13 protein-coding genes are annotated in these 16,710 nt (G+C 62.8%); all 13 read right to left on the reverse strand.

Annotation, left to right across the window (positions count from 1 at the left end):
- Window positions 1–4: 4 nt before the first annotated feature.
- The 13 genes from ABD837_RS10585 to ABD837_RS10645 all read right to left on the reverse strand — a co-directional run bounded on the left by ABD837_RS10585 (window position 5) and on the right by ABD837_RS10645 (window position 16,415).
- Window positions 5–1,219: a DUF1972 domain-containing protein gene (locus tag ABD837_RS10585; RefSeq protein ID WP_345053880.1), complete on the reverse strand. Its 1,215-nt coding sequence runs from the start codon at window positions 1,217–1,219 to the stop codon at window positions 5–7.
- A gap of 67 nt (window positions 1,220–1,286) precedes the next feature.
- Complete coding sequence (locus ABD837_RS10590) at window positions 1,287–2,435, reverse strand: glycosyltransferase family 4 protein (protein WP_345053883.1); 1,149 nt, start codon at window positions 2,433–2,435, stop codon at window positions 1,287–1,289.
- Window positions 2,432–3,682 carry a glycosyltransferase family 4 protein gene (locus ABD837_RS10595; RefSeq protein ID WP_345053885.1) on the reverse strand — a complete coding sequence of 417 codons (1,251 nt, stop codon included), beginning with the start codon at window positions 3,680–3,682 and terminating at the stop codon, window positions 2,432–2,434. Before ABD837_RS10595 ends, ABD837_RS10590 begins: the two co-directional genes overlap by 4 nt.
- Window positions 3,679–4,410, reverse strand: a complete 732-nt coding sequence (locus tag ABD837_RS10600) for an acyltransferase (RefSeq protein ID WP_345053888.1) — start codon at window positions 4,408–4,410, stop codon at window positions 3,679–3,681. Before ABD837_RS10600 ends, ABD837_RS10595 begins: the two co-directional genes overlap by 4 nt.
- Window position 4,411: 1 nt before the next feature.
- Complete coding sequence (locus tag ABD837_RS10605; RefSeq protein WP_345053891.1) at window positions 4,412–6,865, reverse strand: nucleoside/nucleotide kinase family protein; 2,454 nt, start codon at window positions 6,863–6,865, stop codon at window positions 4,412–4,414.
- 263 nt (window positions 6,866–7,128) lie between these two features.
- Window positions 7,129–7,461, reverse strand: a complete 333-nt coding sequence (locus ABD837_RS10610; RefSeq protein ID WP_345053894.1) for a hypothetical protein — start codon at window positions 7,459–7,461, stop codon at window positions 7,129–7,131.
- A gap of 68 nt (window positions 7,462–7,529) precedes the next feature.
- Complete coding sequence (locus tag ABD837_RS10615) at window positions 7,530–8,849, reverse strand: O-antigen ligase family protein (protein ID WP_345053896.1); 1,320 nt, start codon at window positions 8,847–8,849, stop codon at window positions 7,530–7,532.
- A complete protein-coding gene (locus ABD837_RS10620) occupies window positions 8,824–9,951 on the reverse strand; it encodes a glycosyltransferase family 4 protein (protein ID WP_345053898.1) in 1,128 nt (375 codons plus the stop codon). Before ABD837_RS10620 ends, ABD837_RS10615 begins: the two co-directional genes overlap by 26 nt.
- 10 nt (window positions 9,952–9,961) lie before the next feature.
- Entirely contained in the window at window positions 9,962–11,227 is a 1,266-nt protein-coding gene (locus ABD837_RS10625; protein ID WP_345053901.1) for an MATE family efflux transporter, read from the reverse strand.
- Entirely contained in the window at window positions 11,202–13,322 is a 2,121-nt protein-coding gene (locus tag ABD837_RS10630; protein WP_345053904.1) for a GumC family protein, read from the reverse strand. The genes ABD837_RS10625 and ABD837_RS10630 overlap by 26 nt, the downstream gene beginning before the upstream one ends.
- Window positions 13,319–14,050 (reverse strand): polysaccharide biosynthesis/export family protein, encoded by a 732-nt coding sequence (locus tag ABD837_RS10635; RefSeq protein WP_345053907.1) that lies wholly within the window; start codon window positions 14,048–14,050, stop codon window positions 13,319–13,321. Before ABD837_RS10635 ends, ABD837_RS10630 begins: the two co-directional genes overlap by 4 nt.
- Before the next feature lie 4 nt (window positions 14,051–14,054).
- Entirely contained in the window at window positions 14,055–14,537 is a 483-nt protein-coding gene (locus tag ABD837_RS10640; RefSeq protein ID WP_345053910.1) for a response regulator, read from the reverse strand.
- A gap of 657 nt (window positions 14,538–15,194) precedes the next feature.
- The gene (locus ABD837_RS10645; RefSeq protein WP_345053913.1) at window positions 15,195–16,415 is read right to left on the reverse strand and encodes an alpha/beta hydrolase-fold protein; all 1,221 of its coding nucleotides are present in this window, start codon (window positions 16,413–16,415) and stop codon (window positions 15,195–15,197) included.
- Between the last annotated feature and the right edge of the window lie 295 nt (window positions 16,416–16,710).

The raw sequence follows: 16,710 nt of genomic DNA on the forward strand, positions 1-16,710 counted from the left end.
GGGCCTACAGCTCTTCTTCGTAAAACATGCTTGGGGAAGCGTAATGGCCCAGTTCGTGTTGCAACAAGTCATCCTGGCCGAGCAGGCTGATTTGGGCGCGCAGGCCACCCTTGCGGCGCGCGCCGCTGGGGTTGTGAAAGAGGGCGCTGTACTTGCGGGCGATGATTTCCCACTTGTAGCGCCGCTCGGCGATGGTTTTCATCTCGCGGCCGAGGGCTTGCCAGGTGGCCAGGCTCGTGTCTTTGATAAGGGCCTTCAGCTCTTCCTTGGTGGCGAAGTAGCGGGCTTTGTGCTCGGTGGTGGCCCGGTTGAACGAGACGCCAAAGGCCACAATGGACAAGCCCAGGTACATGGCCTCGACCAGCGACGGGTTGGTGCCGCCGGCGCTGTGGCCGTGGATGTACACCTGGCAGTGGCCGCGTAGCACGTCGAGCTCGGCTTGGTCGTAAATCGGGTCGAGCAGGTGCAGGTGGGGCAAGCCGCCGTACTGCGCCTTAAGCTGCTGGCCAAACGCGCTGTTGGCCCAGTTGCCCACCAATACAAAGGGGTGCTGCGGCAGTTCGGCAAAGGCTTCGAGTATCATGGCCACGTTGTTTTCGGGCTCGATGCGGCACACCTTGAAGGCATAGGGGCTGCTCAAAAACGGGTAGCGCGCGTTGTGCGCCGGCGTGATGGGCTGGCACACCGCGTGGTCGCCGCCGTATTCGATGACGCGGCTGCGCGTGCTGTAGGTGCGGGCCGTGTAGTTCTGAATGGCATCGTTGTCGGAAATATCGGCGTGCGAAAACTTCACCGCCAGGTTTTCGGCCAGGCGCAGGTACCACTTAGCCAGGCGGTTCCACTTGCTGCGGCGCCACTCGATGCCGTCGATGGACACGATGATGCGCTTGCGGGTAAACACCTTCACGAAGGGCAGCAGAATGCCGCCGGGCACGCCCAGCACCAGCAGCACGTCGGCGTAGAACAGCGCGTGCAGAATGGACAGGCAATCGTAGAAAATGCTTTGCACGCCGTTGGCGTCCAGCGGCAGGTACACCAGCCGGGCCCCCGCGTGGTGGGTTTGGCGCTGGGCTTTGGGGTAGCGTTTGCCGCTGCAATACACCGTGAGCTCGTGCTCCTGGTGTAGGTGTGTTGCGAGCTGGGCCACTAGAGTTTCGAACCCACCATAGCAGGCGGGCAGCCCTACGGTGCCGATAATAGCTACTTTTTTGGTTGACATGAAAGAGAGGAATAAGCTGTTGAGCCAAATAGAAATAAAAAGGGATGTGAAAAGCAACGTGCCGGGACTACCCAACCATCGGAATGGGTCGCCCCGGATAAAGAACTGGCACCGGGGCCAGCGGAAACCGCGCGAACTCGGCCTCGAACTGCTGGTTTATTTGCTCCGAGAAGCGCCCGGGGGCAAACTCGGCTGCCCGCCGCCGGCACGCGGCCGACATGGCGGCGTACTTGCGGGGGAACTGCTGCAGCAGGTGCAGCGCCCGCTCCAGGGCCGAGAGGTCGCGGCCATCGATGGCAAAGCCGGTTTTGCCCACGATGTTGACCTCCTCTACCCCGCCCACCACGGGCACGATGACCGGCTTGCCGTACTGCATGGCCTCCAGAATGGTCATGCCGAAGGTTTCGACCCACTCGGCGGGGCGCGACAGGTTCACCACCACCGATGCCCGGCGGTAGTGGGCGTGCATGTTGGCGGTGCTGGCGTACAGGGTCAGGTTGGCAGGCAGGGCGTAGCTGGCCTGGTAGCTGGCCACCTGGTCCGGGGCCGCGTTCAGCACCAGGTCGAATTCCATTTCGGGCAGGGCGCGGGCCAGGCCGAAGAACTCGGGCACGCCTTTGTAGTCCTTCAGCGAGCAGGCCATCAGCACCCGAAAGGGCTGGGCGGCCGGGGCCACGGCGTCGGCTTCGGCCAGAAAATCCGGCGATAAGGCGTTGTGCACCACCGCCTGCTGCGGCACCGACAGCGCCAGCTGCCGCCGCACGAAGTGCGACACGAACAGCACCCGGTCGGCCGTCAGGTTCACGATGCCGCACAGCAGCCGCTGCAGCAGCGCCGGCCGCAGCGATACCTCGTGCACGTGGTACACCACGCGGGCACCCCGGCAGCGGGCCGCCAGCGCCGCCCCGCCGGGCAGCAAGGAATTCACATATACCACCGTGCCCGGGCCGGCCAGGTGCAGCACTTTGGCAAACACCACCAGCTGCACCCAGCAGAAATTGAGCAGCGTGCGCCAGCGGCTGGGCTGCCAGCGGTAGGGCAGCGCGTGCGTCACCACGCCGGGCAGCTCGCTCAGGCAGCCGGCCTCGGCGTCGGGGGTGGCCGTGAGCAGGTCGATGTGGTAGCCGGCGCTGCTCAGGCAGCTCAGCGAGTTGCGCAGCACCTGGGGGCTGCCGCTGCGGTCATTCAGCAGATGAACGGAGATAATGCGTTTCATGATACAAGGGCTTGCTGATAAATGCGGGATAATTGCTGGCCCCGGCGGGTCCAGGTGTGGTGGGTGGCGGTGTGGCTTTGGCCCAGGCGGGCTTCGGCGGCCAGCAGCAGCGGGCAGGCGTGCAGCCGCCCGAGCTGCGCGGCGAAATCGCGCACGTTCTGCCCGAAGCTGGCGTAGGGCACCGTGAGGCTGGAATCTGGCGGCACCAGCTCGCCGGGGCCTTCGTTCCGGTAGCAGAGCACCGGCACGCCGTGGCTCATGGCCTCGGCCACCACCATGCCGGCTCCTTCGTGCGAGGGGAAAAAGAAAACCGAGGCCTGGCGGTAGGTGCCCAGCAGCTCGGCCCGGTCGAGCCAGGGCAAGTGCTGGGTGCAGTGCCCGATGCGGTGTTTTTGCACGAGCCGGAGCAGCCGTGCTTCCTCCACGCCGCTGCCAATGAGCAGCAGGCGGGCGTTGGACTGGTCGGCGGCGCTCAGGCCGTGGTAGAAGGCCGCGAAGGCCTGAATCACCATGTCGAACCCCTTCAGCGGTACCATGCGGGCGGCTATCATCACCACAAATTCCCGGCCCGGCGCGGGGTCTTCGGCGGGTGCCTCGGTGGGCATGTCAATGGCCACTGAAGGCACGATTTCGAAGCGGCCGGGGCGCAGTCCCAGCCGGGGTGCCACCGCCGAATTCATGCACAACACCTGTCCGGCTGCCCGGCGCGTGATGCGCAGAAACGGGTCAAACGTCCAGAAAGCGCGCTTCATGAGGCCCAGCGCCCGGTCCTGGCAGTAGGCGGCGCGGCCGTACTGGCGCAGGTGGCTGGCCGGAATGAGCGGGTGGTGGCCAATGGGGCCCCACACCAGCGGCCGGCCCAGCAGCCACAGAAACGACGGCGTCCAGTCGTTGTGGAAGTTCAGGTTGTGCACCACGTCCACGGCCGCGGCCAGGCGGCGGCGCCACAGCCACAGGCCCAGCCCCAGCTGCCACATATAGAAGTAAAGCACTGACAGCAGCGGGCCTTTTTTCCACCAGCGCAGCCAGGCCGGCAGGTCGAAATACAGAAAGGTGATGCCGGCGGCCAGCGCGGCCAGCTCGGGGTGCTCGGCCAGGAAGCGGCGAATGGCCGGCCCGTTGTTTTCGCGCGTTACGGCCACCACGCGGTGGGTGCGGGCGGCTTGCAGAATAAAGCTCCAGCCCATGCCGTCTTCCGAGCCTTTGTAGGGGTTCACGGCGTAGGCCGTCATCAGCACGGTTTTCATGAGGCCAGCGCGGTTTCGCGAGGTGCCGCCACCGACGGCGCCTCGCGGGTGGAAATCACGCGGGCCGGCACCCCGGCCACCACGCTGCGGGCAGGCACCGAGCGCGTGACCACGGCCCCGGCCGCCACCACGCACCCCGCCCCGATGCGTACGCCGTCGAGCACCGTCACCTTGCTGCCAATCCAGCAGCCGGGCCCGATGTGGATGCCCCGGCGCACCACGCCCTGCAGCCGGATGGGCACGCCCACGTCGGCATGCCGGTGGTTTTCGGGGTGGCAGCTGAAGTACTGCCCGATGATGCAGTCGTCGTCAATCTGCAGGCCGCCGCCGCCGCCCAAGTACGCAAACTCGCCGATGCCCACCCGGTTGCCAATGCGAATGAACGCGCCGGGCTCCTGCAAGGAAGTCGACACGATAACCTGGCTGAACGCGCCAATGCTAACGCTGCTCCCCATAACCAGGCCGCCGGTGCTCAGGCCGCTGAACCGCACTTGGTCGCCGGCCTTCAGCCAAGCCCCGAAGCGAATGCCGCTTAGGTAGGCGAATTGCACGCCGTGGCCCAGCATAGCGCCGTGCGGGTGGCGGCCGCGCAGGCCCAGCGCCGCGCCGCGCAGCAGCGCGCCGGCCGTGCGGGCCGCGAAGCCCAGCAGCCAGCCCGTGGGCACGGCCGGGTGAATGAGAAAGGTGGGGTTGCGCCGGCGCACCCATTGTTCCAGGAAAGTGCGCATGTTAAACCTCCGCTTGGATATACTGACCGATGAGGGCTAGCGTGTTGTCCAGATTATCGTTCTCGATGGGCACGTACCGCGACTGCGGGTACTGCCCGGCCAGCTGCCCGAACAGCGTCCGGTATTTCAGCGTGAGCTGCACAATGGCTTCGCCCGAGAGCTCCTGCTTGCGCCGCAAAATCACTTCCGGGGCAGCGTAGAGGAAGAAGTTGAGGCGCGGCTTGCTCACGAAGGTGTACAGGGCCTTGGTGAGGCGCTCGGGCAGCCGGATGTTGCTGCGCTCGCCGTCGTTGATGAAATCGAAGTAGTACCGGTCGTACAGCACCACCTGGCCGCGGCTGGTGTACTTCAGCCACACCACCGCCTGGCCCAGCAGGTAATCGAGGTAGTAGTAGCTGAAGCGGGCAAGCGAGGATTTGAGGCTCTGGTTCAGGCCCTGACGCGGCAGGCTCGCCATCGTGCGCCGCTCGGCTTCGGCGCGGCCGTATTTCCAGGCGCTGAGGATGGGCAGCACCGAGGGGCGGTGCCGCAGCACGACCACGCGCTTGCGCCATTTTTTCTCGAGGTGTTCCTTCACCTTTTCGATGACCGTGGATTTGCCCGCCCCGTCGACGCCGCTGAAGGAGATGACGAAGCCATTGGGCCGGAAAAACGAGGTGGCCACGCCCCAGCCGTAGCACAGCGCCCGCCACTGCCGCCGAAAAAAGCCACTGCCGGAATGCTCCCGCAGGTGCTCGCGCACCTCTTGCGCCAACGCCGGTTGGTGGGTAGCGGCGGCCCCGATGCTGCTAAAATGCAGGTTGTACTTGGTAGCCAGGTGGTCCAGCATCTCGCCTTGCTCGGCCGGGGTGCACTGCTCGAAGTGCCGGCGGTGGGCGGCGGGCAGGTCGCTGCCGTTCAGCCAGTAAAACAACCAGGTGTACTCAAAGTCGTGGCGCAGCGCGGGCACCGTGATGCCGGCCGCGTGGCGGGCGTGGGCCAGTACCTCGGCGCCGTCCATCACCGACACCGACTTCCGCCAGAGCTCGTGCAGCAAATCGATGGACAGAAACGTGCCGTCCTGAAAAAAGCAGTCCACCGAGCGCATGTGGGCCTGCCGCCGCACCGCCACCGAGCGCACCAGCGGAAAGCTCCGCAAAAACGCCACCGAGCGGGCCACCTGCGGGCGGCTCACCAGCAGGTCCAGGTCGGCCGTGGGGCCGGGGTAGTAGGCGTTTTCGGCGCGCTGCTTGAGCACCACCCCGGCGCGGGGCTGCAGCGAATCCAGAAAATCGTAGAGGCACAATTGGCGGTGCGCGGCGTGGGGGGCCAGCTCCAGGGTCAGCAACTCGTTCCAGCCGGTTAGCTGCCACTGCACCTGCGCGTGCCAGGCTTCCTGAACATGGTAGGCCAGGGCGTAGCGCGACACGTGGTGCAGCAGGTACAGCTGCCAGGCCAGCGCCAGCTCGGCTTCGGGAAGGGCCGGAAACTCGGCGCGGGCCTGCTGCCACATGGCGGCCCGTACCTGCGCGGGCCGGCGGCGGCTCACCAGCAAGCCCTGCTGCACGTGGAAATGAAACAGGTCGTAGAGCAGCGGGGCCTCGGGCTGGGCAAACTCCAAATCGTAGAGGGCCACCAGGTCGGGGCCGAGCCAGCAGTTCCAGCTCGTGAAATCGCCGTGGGCGAAGGCCAGCGCTGCCACCTGCTCCGAGTCGATGCGGTGGTAGAGCTGCAGCAGCTTGGCCCGCAGGCCGTAGGGAATGCGGGTTTCCGGCAGCCCCTGCAGCTCCGATACCTGCGCTTCGGTGCTCTGCCAGAACGTGGTATCGGCCAGGGGGCGGCGCACGGAAGTTTCGTGCAGCTGCTCGCGTAGGTAGGCCAGGTGCCGGGGCGTAAGGCAGCTGGCGCGGGCGGCCTGCGCGGGCTTCACGCTGGTTTGGTGCAGGAAACCAGCGTGCGGCGCCGCTGCCACCTCCGGCACCCGGAACGAAACGGCCGGCCGGTCGGCCAGCCCCCGCAGGGCCTGGGTTTCGGCCTGCACGCACAGCGTGGCCGCCGGGGTCAGCGGCATCTTCACAAAGAAGCGTTGGCCCGTGGTGTTGGTGTGGCAGCACACCGCCTTGCGGTAAGTGCCGGGGGTGCCCGTAAACAGCGCAAAATCCGTCATGGGCCACCCCTGAACGCCCGTGCGGCCGTAGCGAGTGGGCAACAGCGGGAACAGCAGGCCCTGCAGGCCGCAGGCAAATGCCAGCCTGACCGACCACTCAAATAGTTTCGCCTTCGGCGAAGCCGCGTTATAAAATTCCAGAAATAAGGGCTCGTGCATCGTCGCCGGCCACACCCAGCGCAGGCTGCCATCGGGGTTGCACATGCCCCGCAGCCGAATCCCACGCGCTTGCGTCGGCACATATCCCAGCTTGTCCATCAAACCGGTTAGCAGTACTTGGTCAGGAGCTGATAATGTAGTAGTGGTCATGCCTGACCTGATACCAAGGTGGTGCCAAAGCTATTTTTTGCGCTTAACCAACTGATAATATGGGCAATAGTATACGGCCACCGATTGCGGCACTCCATAAACTGGAGTGCCGCTCCAGGGTATGGGCACCGCGAATGAAGGCCGGTGCACCCTGCCGGGCCGCCTGCTTCCCCAATAGCGAAAGCCAGCGCCCCGGCGGAATATTCCGCACGAAGCACTGGCTTGGGTAGTCGCTTCCGGGGCCGCGAGCCGGCGGCGGGCAGCTAGGGCCGGGAGCCGCGCCGCAGCGGGCCATTGCCCAGGTGCGGGGACTGGTGCATACGCTGGCGCGATGCAGAGTAGCGCGGGCCAGCACTTTGCCGTCCGAAAGCGCCGGCAGCGGGGCCGCGCCCCTCCCACTCAACGGCGGCATACAACGCCCGCGTTTCGGGCGATGTGGGGTAGGTTGGTGCCAGCCCCAGCGGCTCGCCTTCGGCATATTCCTGCTCCGAGAGGGCGCTGTCGGTGAGGTGGGGCGAAAACACGCGGGGAATTATCAATATGCCCATCATCAGGGAGAAACGGGCCAGTAGCAGGAGGTTGTCGATTACTTTCATGATGAAGGGAGCTAAGGGTGAATAGAAAGGAAAAATCGGGGGAAGCGCTGCCGGCGGGCCGGTGGGGCTCAGCCGGCCGGCACCAGCTCGGGGCGCATCCGTTTGATAAACAGCTGCTCGGGCGTGCTGAGCCGGGGGTTATAGCGCAGGCTGACCAGGAAAATCAGGAGCTGGTAGAACAGGATGCCGTAGTTGGACATGCCGAAAATGCCGAATTCGGTGAAGGAGTTGATGAGAATGGGCAGGAAGATGCCCAGCAGCAGCAGCCGGCCCTCGCGGGTGGGGTAGGCAGCAAAGCCGCGCAGGGTGAAGGCCAGCTGCGCCAGCACGATGGCAAAGCCCACCAGCCCCAGGTTCAGCAGTACCTGAATGAAGGTGTTGTGCGTCATTTGGGCGGCGTAGGTGTGGGCGCTCTGGAAGTAGTCGCCGTAGGCAATGCGCATAAAGCCGTAGCCCAGCAGCGGCTCCTTGGGCAGGCCTTCGGTGAGCAGGGCGTGCCAGAACGGCAGGCGGCCGGTCATGTTCAGCACTTCGTCGAGCCCGCCCTGCTTGATGAACACCGTGCGCACCGCCAGCGGCAGGGCCAGCAGCGTGGCCGTGCCCAGCGCCAGCTTTAGCCGGGTGCTGTTGGCCTGCCAGATGTGGAAACCCACAATCAGCAGGAAGCCCACCAGCGAGGAGCGCGAGCCGGTGAGGACCAACGCCGCCAGCACGGGCAGCATCTGGAGCACCGTGCGCACCGGGCGGTGGCCCCGGTAGAGGCCCAGCCACAGGCACGAAAGGCACACTACGCACAGCATGCCCAGCTCGTTGGGGTTGATGAAGTAGCCGCCGAGGCGGTTTTCGGCCTCGCCGTGGGTGAGGCGGCCAAACACCTCGGGGGCCACCATAAACCCCACCACAAACAGCAGCACCAGCAAGAACGAAGCCGTGCCCAGCACCTGCGACAGGCGCACGGAACGAGACGGGAAAAACGCTTCGAGCAGCAAAAAGCACTTCACAAAAAAGTAGGCGAAGGCCAGGCTGGCCACGTCCATCACCAGCTGCAGCAGCGAATACCCGGGGCTAGTAGACCACAGCAGCGACGCCACGCCCAGCACCAGGTAGGCCCCGTACAGCAGCGGCGCCAGGCTGTGCTGCCACCGAAACGAGTCGACGGCCCCACGGGCCAGAATGAGGCGGTACACGCCAAAGGCCGCCCCGGTCATGGCCACGCGGGCCACCATTTTGGCCACGCGGGTCACGGTCACATTTTCCGTCCAGGTGAAAAAGCTGGCCAGCATCGCGAGCACAATAACCGTGAGGAGCACCTGCACCAGCCGCAAAAACGGGCCGTGGTCGGGGGCCTGGGGCGAGGGCGTTTTAGGCAGCATGGTAGGCGCGGTCATACATGAGCCGATAGTTGAGCAGCAGCGTAGGCCAGGCAAAAGCCGTGGCCACCATGGTGCGGCAGCGCTGCCGGAACTCCAGTTGCCCGGTCCCGCCGCACTGTTCGTGCAAGCGGTGCAGGCCGGCGGCCAACTGCTCGGGCTGAGCGGCCTCCAGTACCTGCCCGCAGGCAAAGTCCCGGATGTAGGAGCCCAGGTTGGTGGCCTCGGTCACCACGCACGGAATGCCGAGCGCGGCGGCTTCGAGCACGGCCGTGGGCAGGCCTTCGTAGTGCGAGGGATGGGCAAAAACATCGAGTTGGGCCAGCAGGGCCTTTTTATCGGCGCCGTAGCGGCTGCCAAGCAGCTTCACCTGGCCAGCGGGCAGCCGGGCCGCCCAGCGCGCCACCCGGTCGCGGTCGGGCCCGTCGCCGATAATCCAGAGCTCGGCGTCGGGCAGCTGCTCGGCAAACTGGCCGAAGCCGGCAATCAGGCAGTCGAGGCCCTTGCTGCGCTCGTCGAGGCGCCCGCAAAAGCCCACCCGGAAGCTGTCGTGCGGCACCGGCCCGGGCTGCCCGCCGCCGGCTTCACCCTCGTAGCCGTAGGGCAGCAGGCAGGTTTTGAGCTCGGGCAGCAGGCCTTGTACGCCCTGTACCTCGCTTTGCCCCAGGCAATGCACCACGGCGGCATTGCGGAGCACGAAATGCTCGCAGCAGCTCAGGTACAGGCGTTTCAGCAAGTGGTTTTTGCGCAGCGCGTGGGCATTGTAGGCCCCGTGGGGCGTCATCACATACGCCACGCCCAGGGCCTTGAGCAGCTGGGCCGCCGAGTAATACGCCGGAATAAAGCCGCCGTGCAGGTGCACCACCGCCCCCTCGGCCGCCACCTCGGTCAGGGCTGTCTCCAGCAGCCGCGATAGTTGGAACGGGTTGCGGCTGGCCCGGAACAGCCGGGTGGTGAATTCGCGGGCCGGGTAGTTCACCGCCACATCCGGGGTGATGCCCCACACCTCCACGTCCCACTGGGCGCGGCTCTGGTGGGTGGCCAGGGCGTGCACCACTTTGTTCACGCCGTTCATGCGCTCCGGGTTGGCCTTGCCCAAAATGAGGTGAATGATTTTCATGAGGTTGCCGCTAGAGCGCGGGAATAATGGTTTCGAGACTTTTCACTTGCGCCCGCCGCACGGCCAGCGCCCAGTACACCCCCAGCACAGCCTGGGCCACCACCCAGCCCAGCACCACCCCGCTGGCCTGCCACTGCCCAATCAGCCAGCGCGCCAGCCCAAACGACACCGCCACGCTCAGCACGTAGCCTTCGAAGTAGGGCCGGGCATTGGCCAGCAGACGCACCGACAGCCGCAGCGGGTACACCAGCAAAATCACCACGTACAGCAGGCAGCACCAGCGCAGCACGTTGCTGTGGGCCACTCTGCCCGCCTGCAGCCAGCCCACAATGGGCCCGGCCAGCGCAAACAGCAGCGCCAGCGGCAGCGCGCCCACCAGCAGCAGCGTGCGCCCCAGCCGCGCCCGCTGCGCCGCAAACAGGTGCGGCTGCCGATGAAACGTGTGGCTGAGCCGGGGCAGCGCGTAGTTCTCCACGGCCTGCAGCCCCACGTTCAGCACGCCCATCAGGGTTTGCGCCAGCCGCAGAATGCCCAGCATGGCTGCGCTGCCCAGGAAACCGGCAAACACCAGCAAGGCATTCGACGAGGCCCATTGCAGCAGGGCCGTGGGCAGCAGCCACCGCGCCCGCCGCCAGTGCGCCCCGGCAAAGGACCGCAGCTCCGCAAAGCGGAGCGTGAGGCCCAGCGCCCGGCCCGAAAGCAGCAGCGCCGGCACTGTGGTCAGCCCTATGGCCCAGAGCACCGCCGGCAGCGCCACCGGGCTGCGACCCAGCGCCCAGTACAGCAGCACCAGCACCTGCCCGCCCGCCGAGAGCCCGTCGCTGACCAGCGCGGCCCGCACCCGGCCTTCGGCCAGCAGCAGCTTGCGGGCGGTGTCCTGCCCGCAGCCTGCTACCAGGCACACCAGAAACGCCGGCAACGCCCCCGCCACGCCTCTTGGCAGCAGCGCCGCCCCCCCTGCTACAGCCGCCACCGCCACCAGGCTGAACGCCAGCTGCATGGCCAGCAGCGCCTGCCGGTAGGCCGGCCGCCGCGCCGGGAGTGTTTCGCCATGCACGATTTGCATGGGTTGGGTAATGAGCGCGCCCTGAACAGACAAGGCCAGCAGCAGCACCATCTGCCAGGCGCTGTATGCGCCAAACGTGCTAAGGCCGCACAGCCTGGCAATGAAAATATTGGTCAGAAACGACGTGCCGCTCACCACTGCCTGGCCCGCTACCACCCAGTAGCGGGCCGGCAGGGCCGCCGCACTACGCCGCAGCCGGTGCGCCAGCATGAGCGGTATCGGCCGCAGTGGCCCAGGCCATTTGCCGGGCCGGGCGTTTCCACAGGCGGGCCAGCAGGCCGGGGCGGTAGCCTTCGCGGTTCAGGCAGAGCTGCACGTTGGGCAGCTGGTACTCGGCCACCAGCTGCTCCAGCTCGCCCAAGCGGTGCAGGGGCGTGGTGCGGCTGTCAATCAGCACCAGGTTCACGGTGGCATCGGCCATCACGGCCAGGCTCAGGCTGTCGGCGGCCAGGGCCACGTTGTGCACCAGCAGCAGCTCGGTGGGCAGGGCGTCGGGGTTGAGAGACAGCGCGTTCTCGATGTGAATGGCGCGTACTTTTTTGGACTGCTCCGCCAGCGCCACCCGCAGGTGCTCGAAGAAGAACGTCTGGCCTTCGGCCCCCGTGAAGGAGCTCACCACCACCTTGCTGCCCAGGGCCAGCAGGCCCTTCAGCTCGAGCCGGATGGCCAGCTGCCGGAAGAAAGCCAACTGCTGGCCCGGCGTGGCCAGGTTGGGCAGGCTGGCCGCCAGGGGCAGGTCCGATTCTTTCTGCACCGTGAACGTGTCGCTGGGCGTGCCGCGCAAACCGGAAAACAGGTACACCACCAGCGTGCCGCTGAGCAAGCCCAGAAATCCGGCCACGGCCAGCACCAGCGCGTGGTTGGGCGCAATGGGGTCCAGGGCCGCGTCGCCCCACGAAATGATGCGGTGCGACGAAGTGGGCGCCGCCTTGGCAATCTCGGCCTCGGTTTTCTTTTCGTGCAGCAGAATGTAGAGCTTCTCGTTTAGCTGGAAGTCCCGCTCCAGAATGGCCAGGTTTTTCTCGCGGGTGGGCAGGCCCACAAAGCCGTGCTCCGACTGCCCGATGGCCCGGCCCAGCTCGTTATACTTGATGGTAAGTGCGTTGCGGGTGTTCTTGATGCTCTCCAACAGGTAGCTGTTCAGGTCCATAAGCTTGCCATCGATGGCCACTACCTTCTCGTCCTGCGGCCGGAAGCGCAGCAGCAGGTCGCGCCGGTCGGCCTGCAGGTCCTTCATCCTTTTCACGATGTCGTTCGACAGCTGGTCGTTGAACGCGCCGAACGTGGGCGCTAGCTGCAGGATGTCTCGCTTGCCCGACTTCATGTAGCGGTACAGTTCGTTGGCTGCCGCCAGGCTCATGTGCAGGTTGGCCCGCTGAATTTTCAGCTCCGCAATCTTGCGCAAATCGGTTTCGGTTTCCTGGCCGATGTTCACGATGCGCTTCTGGTCGCGGTAGCCCTGCACCGAGTCTTCGGCGTGGCTCAGGCTGGCGCTCACCGCCCGCAGCTGCTGGTCGATGACGTCGACCGAGGCATTCACCACCTTGTACTTGTTTTCCAGGTAATCGGCCATGTACACGTTGGTGAGGGCATTCACCAGGTCGGCGGCCTTCTCGGGTACGGGGCTGCGGTAGCTCACCCGAATCACGGCCACGTCCTTCTCCACGCTGGTCACGTCGAGCCGGTCGAGCACGTCGCTCATCAGCCGCGCCTCCGAATGGCGCACAAACTCGTAGCGGTCGGCCAGCGGCAAGCCCGGGCGGGCCTTCAGCAGGGCTTCGTTGGGCTTGATGACCACCTCCATGCCGGGCAGCTTCAGCGGCTGGCCCAGCCGGCCCCACACCGCCCCACCGGCCGGCGTGGTCAGCAGCAGGCGGCCGTTCGGCGCAATCTTCAACTTGAACACTTTGTCGTTCCACTGCCCGGTTTGCTGCGTGAGGGTGACCAGAAACGGGCTTTCCAGATACATTTCCGTTTTGCGAATCTCGCCCACGCGGTACGTGCTGATGGCAAATGGCAGGCTGCGCAGGGCCTTGCCCACCAGCAGCTCCGACTTGAGCAGCACCACCTCGCCCCCGGCCTTATTAACCGGCGAAAAGGCGTCTGAGGTTTTAATCAGGTTGGTGTTGATGGGGCCTTCGTTGGCTTCGGCCAACTTAATTTCGGCGCTGCTCTCGTAGAGCGGCGTGGCGTAGCGCAGGTAGTGGTGGGCCAGGGCCAGGGCCAGCACCAGGCTGAGCACCACAATGGGCAGGCCGCGCCACAGGGGGCGCAGCAGGCGCAGGTTTTGGTTTAATTCGTTCATAGCCCAGTGATAATGCGGGTGAATAAAAGGATGGCGGTAATGGCAGAAGTAACGGCCAGCGAGGTGCCGGCTTTTTTATCGAATTGCTTGCCTTTGCGGGCCGGCACGTACACCACGTCGCCGGGCAGCACCACGATGTTGGTGGCATAGTTGCGGTCGAGCTGCGTGAGGTCAATTTCCATTTCACGCAGGGCCGTGCCCTCGGGGCGGGCCACTTTCACGTGCCGCTTTTCGGCGTACACGGTCAGGTCGCCGGCGCGGCCCAGCACTTCGAGCAGCGTGTTGCGCTCTTTTTGCAGCAGCAGCACGCCGGGCGTGTTCACTTCCCCCAACACGGTCACTTCCTTGTTGAGGACTTTGATGGTGACCTGCGGGTTCACAATCCATTTGCCCAGGGCGCGTTGCAGGTTGGCCTGCGCCGCCGCCACGGTGAGGCCTTCCACCGGAAACGAGCCAACTTTGGAGAACCCGATTTTGCCGTCGGGGCCTACCAGCACCCACTTGCCCTGCTCCTCGCCCGAGCTGTAAACGCTGTAGATGGAGCCCACGCTGAGCTCTTCGTGGTCCCATACGCTGATGCTCAGCTTGTCGTCTTTCCGAAGCTTGTATTCGTAGGCCGGGTCCGGCGCAAACGCCTGGTACTTGGTCTTGTCGGTCGATTGAAATAGATTCTGGGTGCAGCCAGTGAGCAAGCACAGCACCAGCCCGAAGAGTAGATTTCTGGCCACAGCGCTAGCAGGAAAGGAGCATCATGGGCACGAGCAGCAGCCCGAGGCTCACGCTGCCAAAAAACGACCGGAGCCGCTTGGGCACGCTGGTGGGCTTCTGTGCCAGCAGCTCGCCCATGTCCTTTATCTTGGTCAGGACCGAACTCACCTTGGTACTGAGCTTCTCGTCTTTCACGATGTAATCGAACGCTCCGTACTTGAGCGATTCCACGGCCACGGCTACTTCGTGCTGTCCGCTCACAAACACCACGTAGATGTCCGGGTTGAAGCGCTTCACAGCCTTTAGCGTTTCAATGCCGGACACACTGCCCATCACCTGGTCCAGGAAAATGATATCCGGTTCGTCGGTGAGGAAGTTGAGGCAGGCCGCGCCGCCTTCGTACGTATGCACGTCCGCAAACCCGTTGGTTATCATGACGTGCTTCATCAGGTTCAGACAGAAGGGGTCGTCGTCTACCAGGAATATTTTTTTTGGTTTGTGTAGCATAATCGGGGGGGGTTATGCCAGAGCGTACACCATAGCCGTACCAATACCCGGCATTGCACCCAACTATTTGCTAGTTAGTATTTTAATAAATTCACCTTTCATGCCGCCGCTCTGTATGCCGGACTTGTCTCCAGAAAATGGAGTGCCGGGACAGGCCGAATAACCAGTGCGCGCCCACCGGCACCGGCGCGTTCCCATTGAGTGGATAGCTGCCAACCGGCATTCAGGGCCGTGCCGCATGGGGCGTCGGGTGGCCAGCCGAACATCCCAACGCGTGTGGCAAAGGCCAAGCGCATCAACGCGGCAGCGGTTGCTCCTTTCCGAACAGGCACAGAAGTCAGGGGGGAGTGTGCACAGGTTGTGGCCACGGAGAAATCAAGGGGGCGCTGCTGGCAAGGCCCCGCCGCGCCAGCCGGACGAATAGCCCCCCGAAACTTGCAGCAACAAAGAGCCCCACCAGTATCTGGCGGGGCTTGCTGTTATGCACCAATGAAGTTCACCAAACTCATGTTCGATGAGCATTTCCTGACTGTTGATTAGTAGACGAGTTTCCTAAGCTCGGGTTTACTTGTTAAGGTCTGTCTCTGCCCGATGTAGAAACAGTCGACGCTTTAGATTAATGGCTTACTGGAAGGAAAATTATATTATAGTAACTACTCATTTCCCTGCCTGTTTATCATTCAACAATCTCTCTAACTTGCCTTTGGTTTCCGGGATTACTTTTAGAGTTAACGCTTTTTTGAAACACTCAATAGCTTTGGTTTTAATCCCTGTTTCAAGATAAAAATCACCTAGGGAATCATAGCAATTGGCGCTACCGGGATTATTGGCCACGTTGAGCTTAAATAAACTTTCGGATTTTTTAAATTGCTTCGTTCGCAACATTTGATACCCAAGGTTATTAACCTGGCTTTCGTCTGGCTTGACAGTATACCCCATTTGTTCAGACACATTCTTATAGTGGGCTATTAATAAGGAATTTAAATTAAAATCGGGGTTATTCAATTCACTGTCGTAAATCTTCAATTTGTAAAAATCGTAGATAAATCGAAGGGCATCATACTCTCCAATCAGCCTTACAGAAGAATGATTGTCGTCTTCGTAAAATTTGTATTTGAAGCCCAATTCGTTTCTTTTATTTTTAGAAACCTCTTTAATAAAGCTGATATTGCTACGCATTAAAAATGTAGCCGCGCTGGTATCTTTTTGAACACTTAGCGTGTCAACTCCTCTTTCCAAACGATTGGCCATCGCCATGAATAATTTCTTTCCTTTATATGGATGAGTAGGCAAAATCTTTTTGGCTTCTTTCACAACCTTTTGGTCGTTCCACCACAATGCCCCGTCGAGAGAAACATACGAATTAAATAAATTCGGATTGTGCAGGAGCGCATTCACAACGGTCAAGCCTCCTACTGAATGGCCAATAAATGTCCTGTAAGTGGTGGTTGGATAAGTTGCATCGACGTAAGGAATCAATTCCTTTTCGACAAAAGACATGAATTTCTCACCTTTGCCAACAGAATTAGGAAACTCCTTGTCAGCGCCAGTTGTGAGCTCACTCAATCTATCCGCATGTACGATGCCAACCACAATTACGGGAGGGCAAAGGCTTGATTCCTCCATATGCTCTGTAATGCTTACCACTGAATTGAAATTATCACTTCCATCCAGTAAGTAAATCACCGGATAACGCCCTCTGTCTTTGATTTTATTTCCGCCATTGCTTGTAGGGATATGAATCAACACGGCACGTTTTTGCCCTAGTATCTTCGAGGGGATAGTCTCCTCAAAGCCAACAGTGAAGGGGCTGTTCTCTTGCGCACTTACACCAAAAGAAATCAATAGGAATGTGCCAAGGCAGAGGAAAAATCTCACAGGATTATGCAAGCAAAAAATAAGGTTAAAAGCGATTCAGCGCTACGAAGGTAGACACATGAGTCAGATGAGCCTTTGAGTTAATGTAGCGTGCCCTTCGAAACGCTCACAAGTCAGAGTAGTTAACGAAACCCACAAAAGCGCCCTGCCAGTAGCTGATGGGGCGCTTTGTTGCTCCTGCGGCTTTATCGATGGGCTTAGGGGCCTGCGCTACCGACTACGCCCCACTGGCGCGGCCCGCTTCCAAAGCGGCCCAGGCCCGCCCACCGCACGAATAGCCCCCGAAACTGGAAGC

The sequence above is a fragment of the Hymenobacter glaciei genome, assembly GCF_039539585.1.
Taxonomy (GTDB): domain Bacteria; phylum Bacteroidota; class Bacteroidia; order Cytophagales; family Hymenobacteraceae; genus Hymenobacter; species Hymenobacter glaciei.

Coding starts and splice junctions, on each gene's coding strand:
- ABD837_RS10590 (WP_345053883.1), bottom strand. CDS start 2,435: ATGAAACGCATTATCTCCGTTCATCTGCTGAATGACCGCAGCGGCAGC.
- ABD837_RS10585 (WP_345053880.1), bottom strand. CDS start 1,219: ATGTCAACCAAAAAAGTAGCTATTATCGGCACCGTAGGGCTGCCCGCC.
- ABD837_RS10620 (WP_345053898.1), bottom strand. CDS start 9,951: ATGAAAATCATTCACCTCATTTTGGGCAAGGCCAACCCGGAGCGCATG.
- ABD837_RS10610 (WP_345053894.1), bottom strand. CDS start 7,461: ATGAAAGTAATCGACAACCTCCTGCTACTGGCCCGTTTCTCCCTGATG.
- ABD837_RS10605 (WP_345053891.1), bottom strand. CDS start 6,865: ATGACCACTACTACATTATCAGCTCCTGACCAAGTACTGCTAACCGGT.
- ABD837_RS10625 (WP_345053901.1), bottom strand. CDS start 11,227: ATGCTGGCGCACCGGCTGCGGCGTAGTGCGGCGGCCCTGCCGGCCCGC.
- ABD837_RS10640 (WP_345053910.1), bottom strand. CDS start 14,537: ATGCTACACAAACCAAAAAAAATATTCCTGGTAGACGACGACCCCTTC.
- ABD837_RS10600 (WP_345053888.1), bottom strand. CDS start 4,410: ATGCGCACTTTCCTGGAACAATGGGTGCGCCGGCGCAACCCCACCTTT.
- ABD837_RS10595 (WP_345053885.1), bottom strand. CDS start 3,682: ATGAAAACCGTGCTGATGACGGCCTACGCCGTGAACCCCTACAAAGGC.
- ABD837_RS10615 (WP_345053896.1), bottom strand. CDS start 8,849: ATGACCGCGCCTACCATGCTGCCTAAAACGCCCTCGCCCCAGGCCCCC.
- ABD837_RS10630 (WP_345053904.1), bottom strand. CDS start 13,322: ATGAACGAATTAAACCAAAACCTGCGCCTGCTGCGCCCCCTGTGGCGC.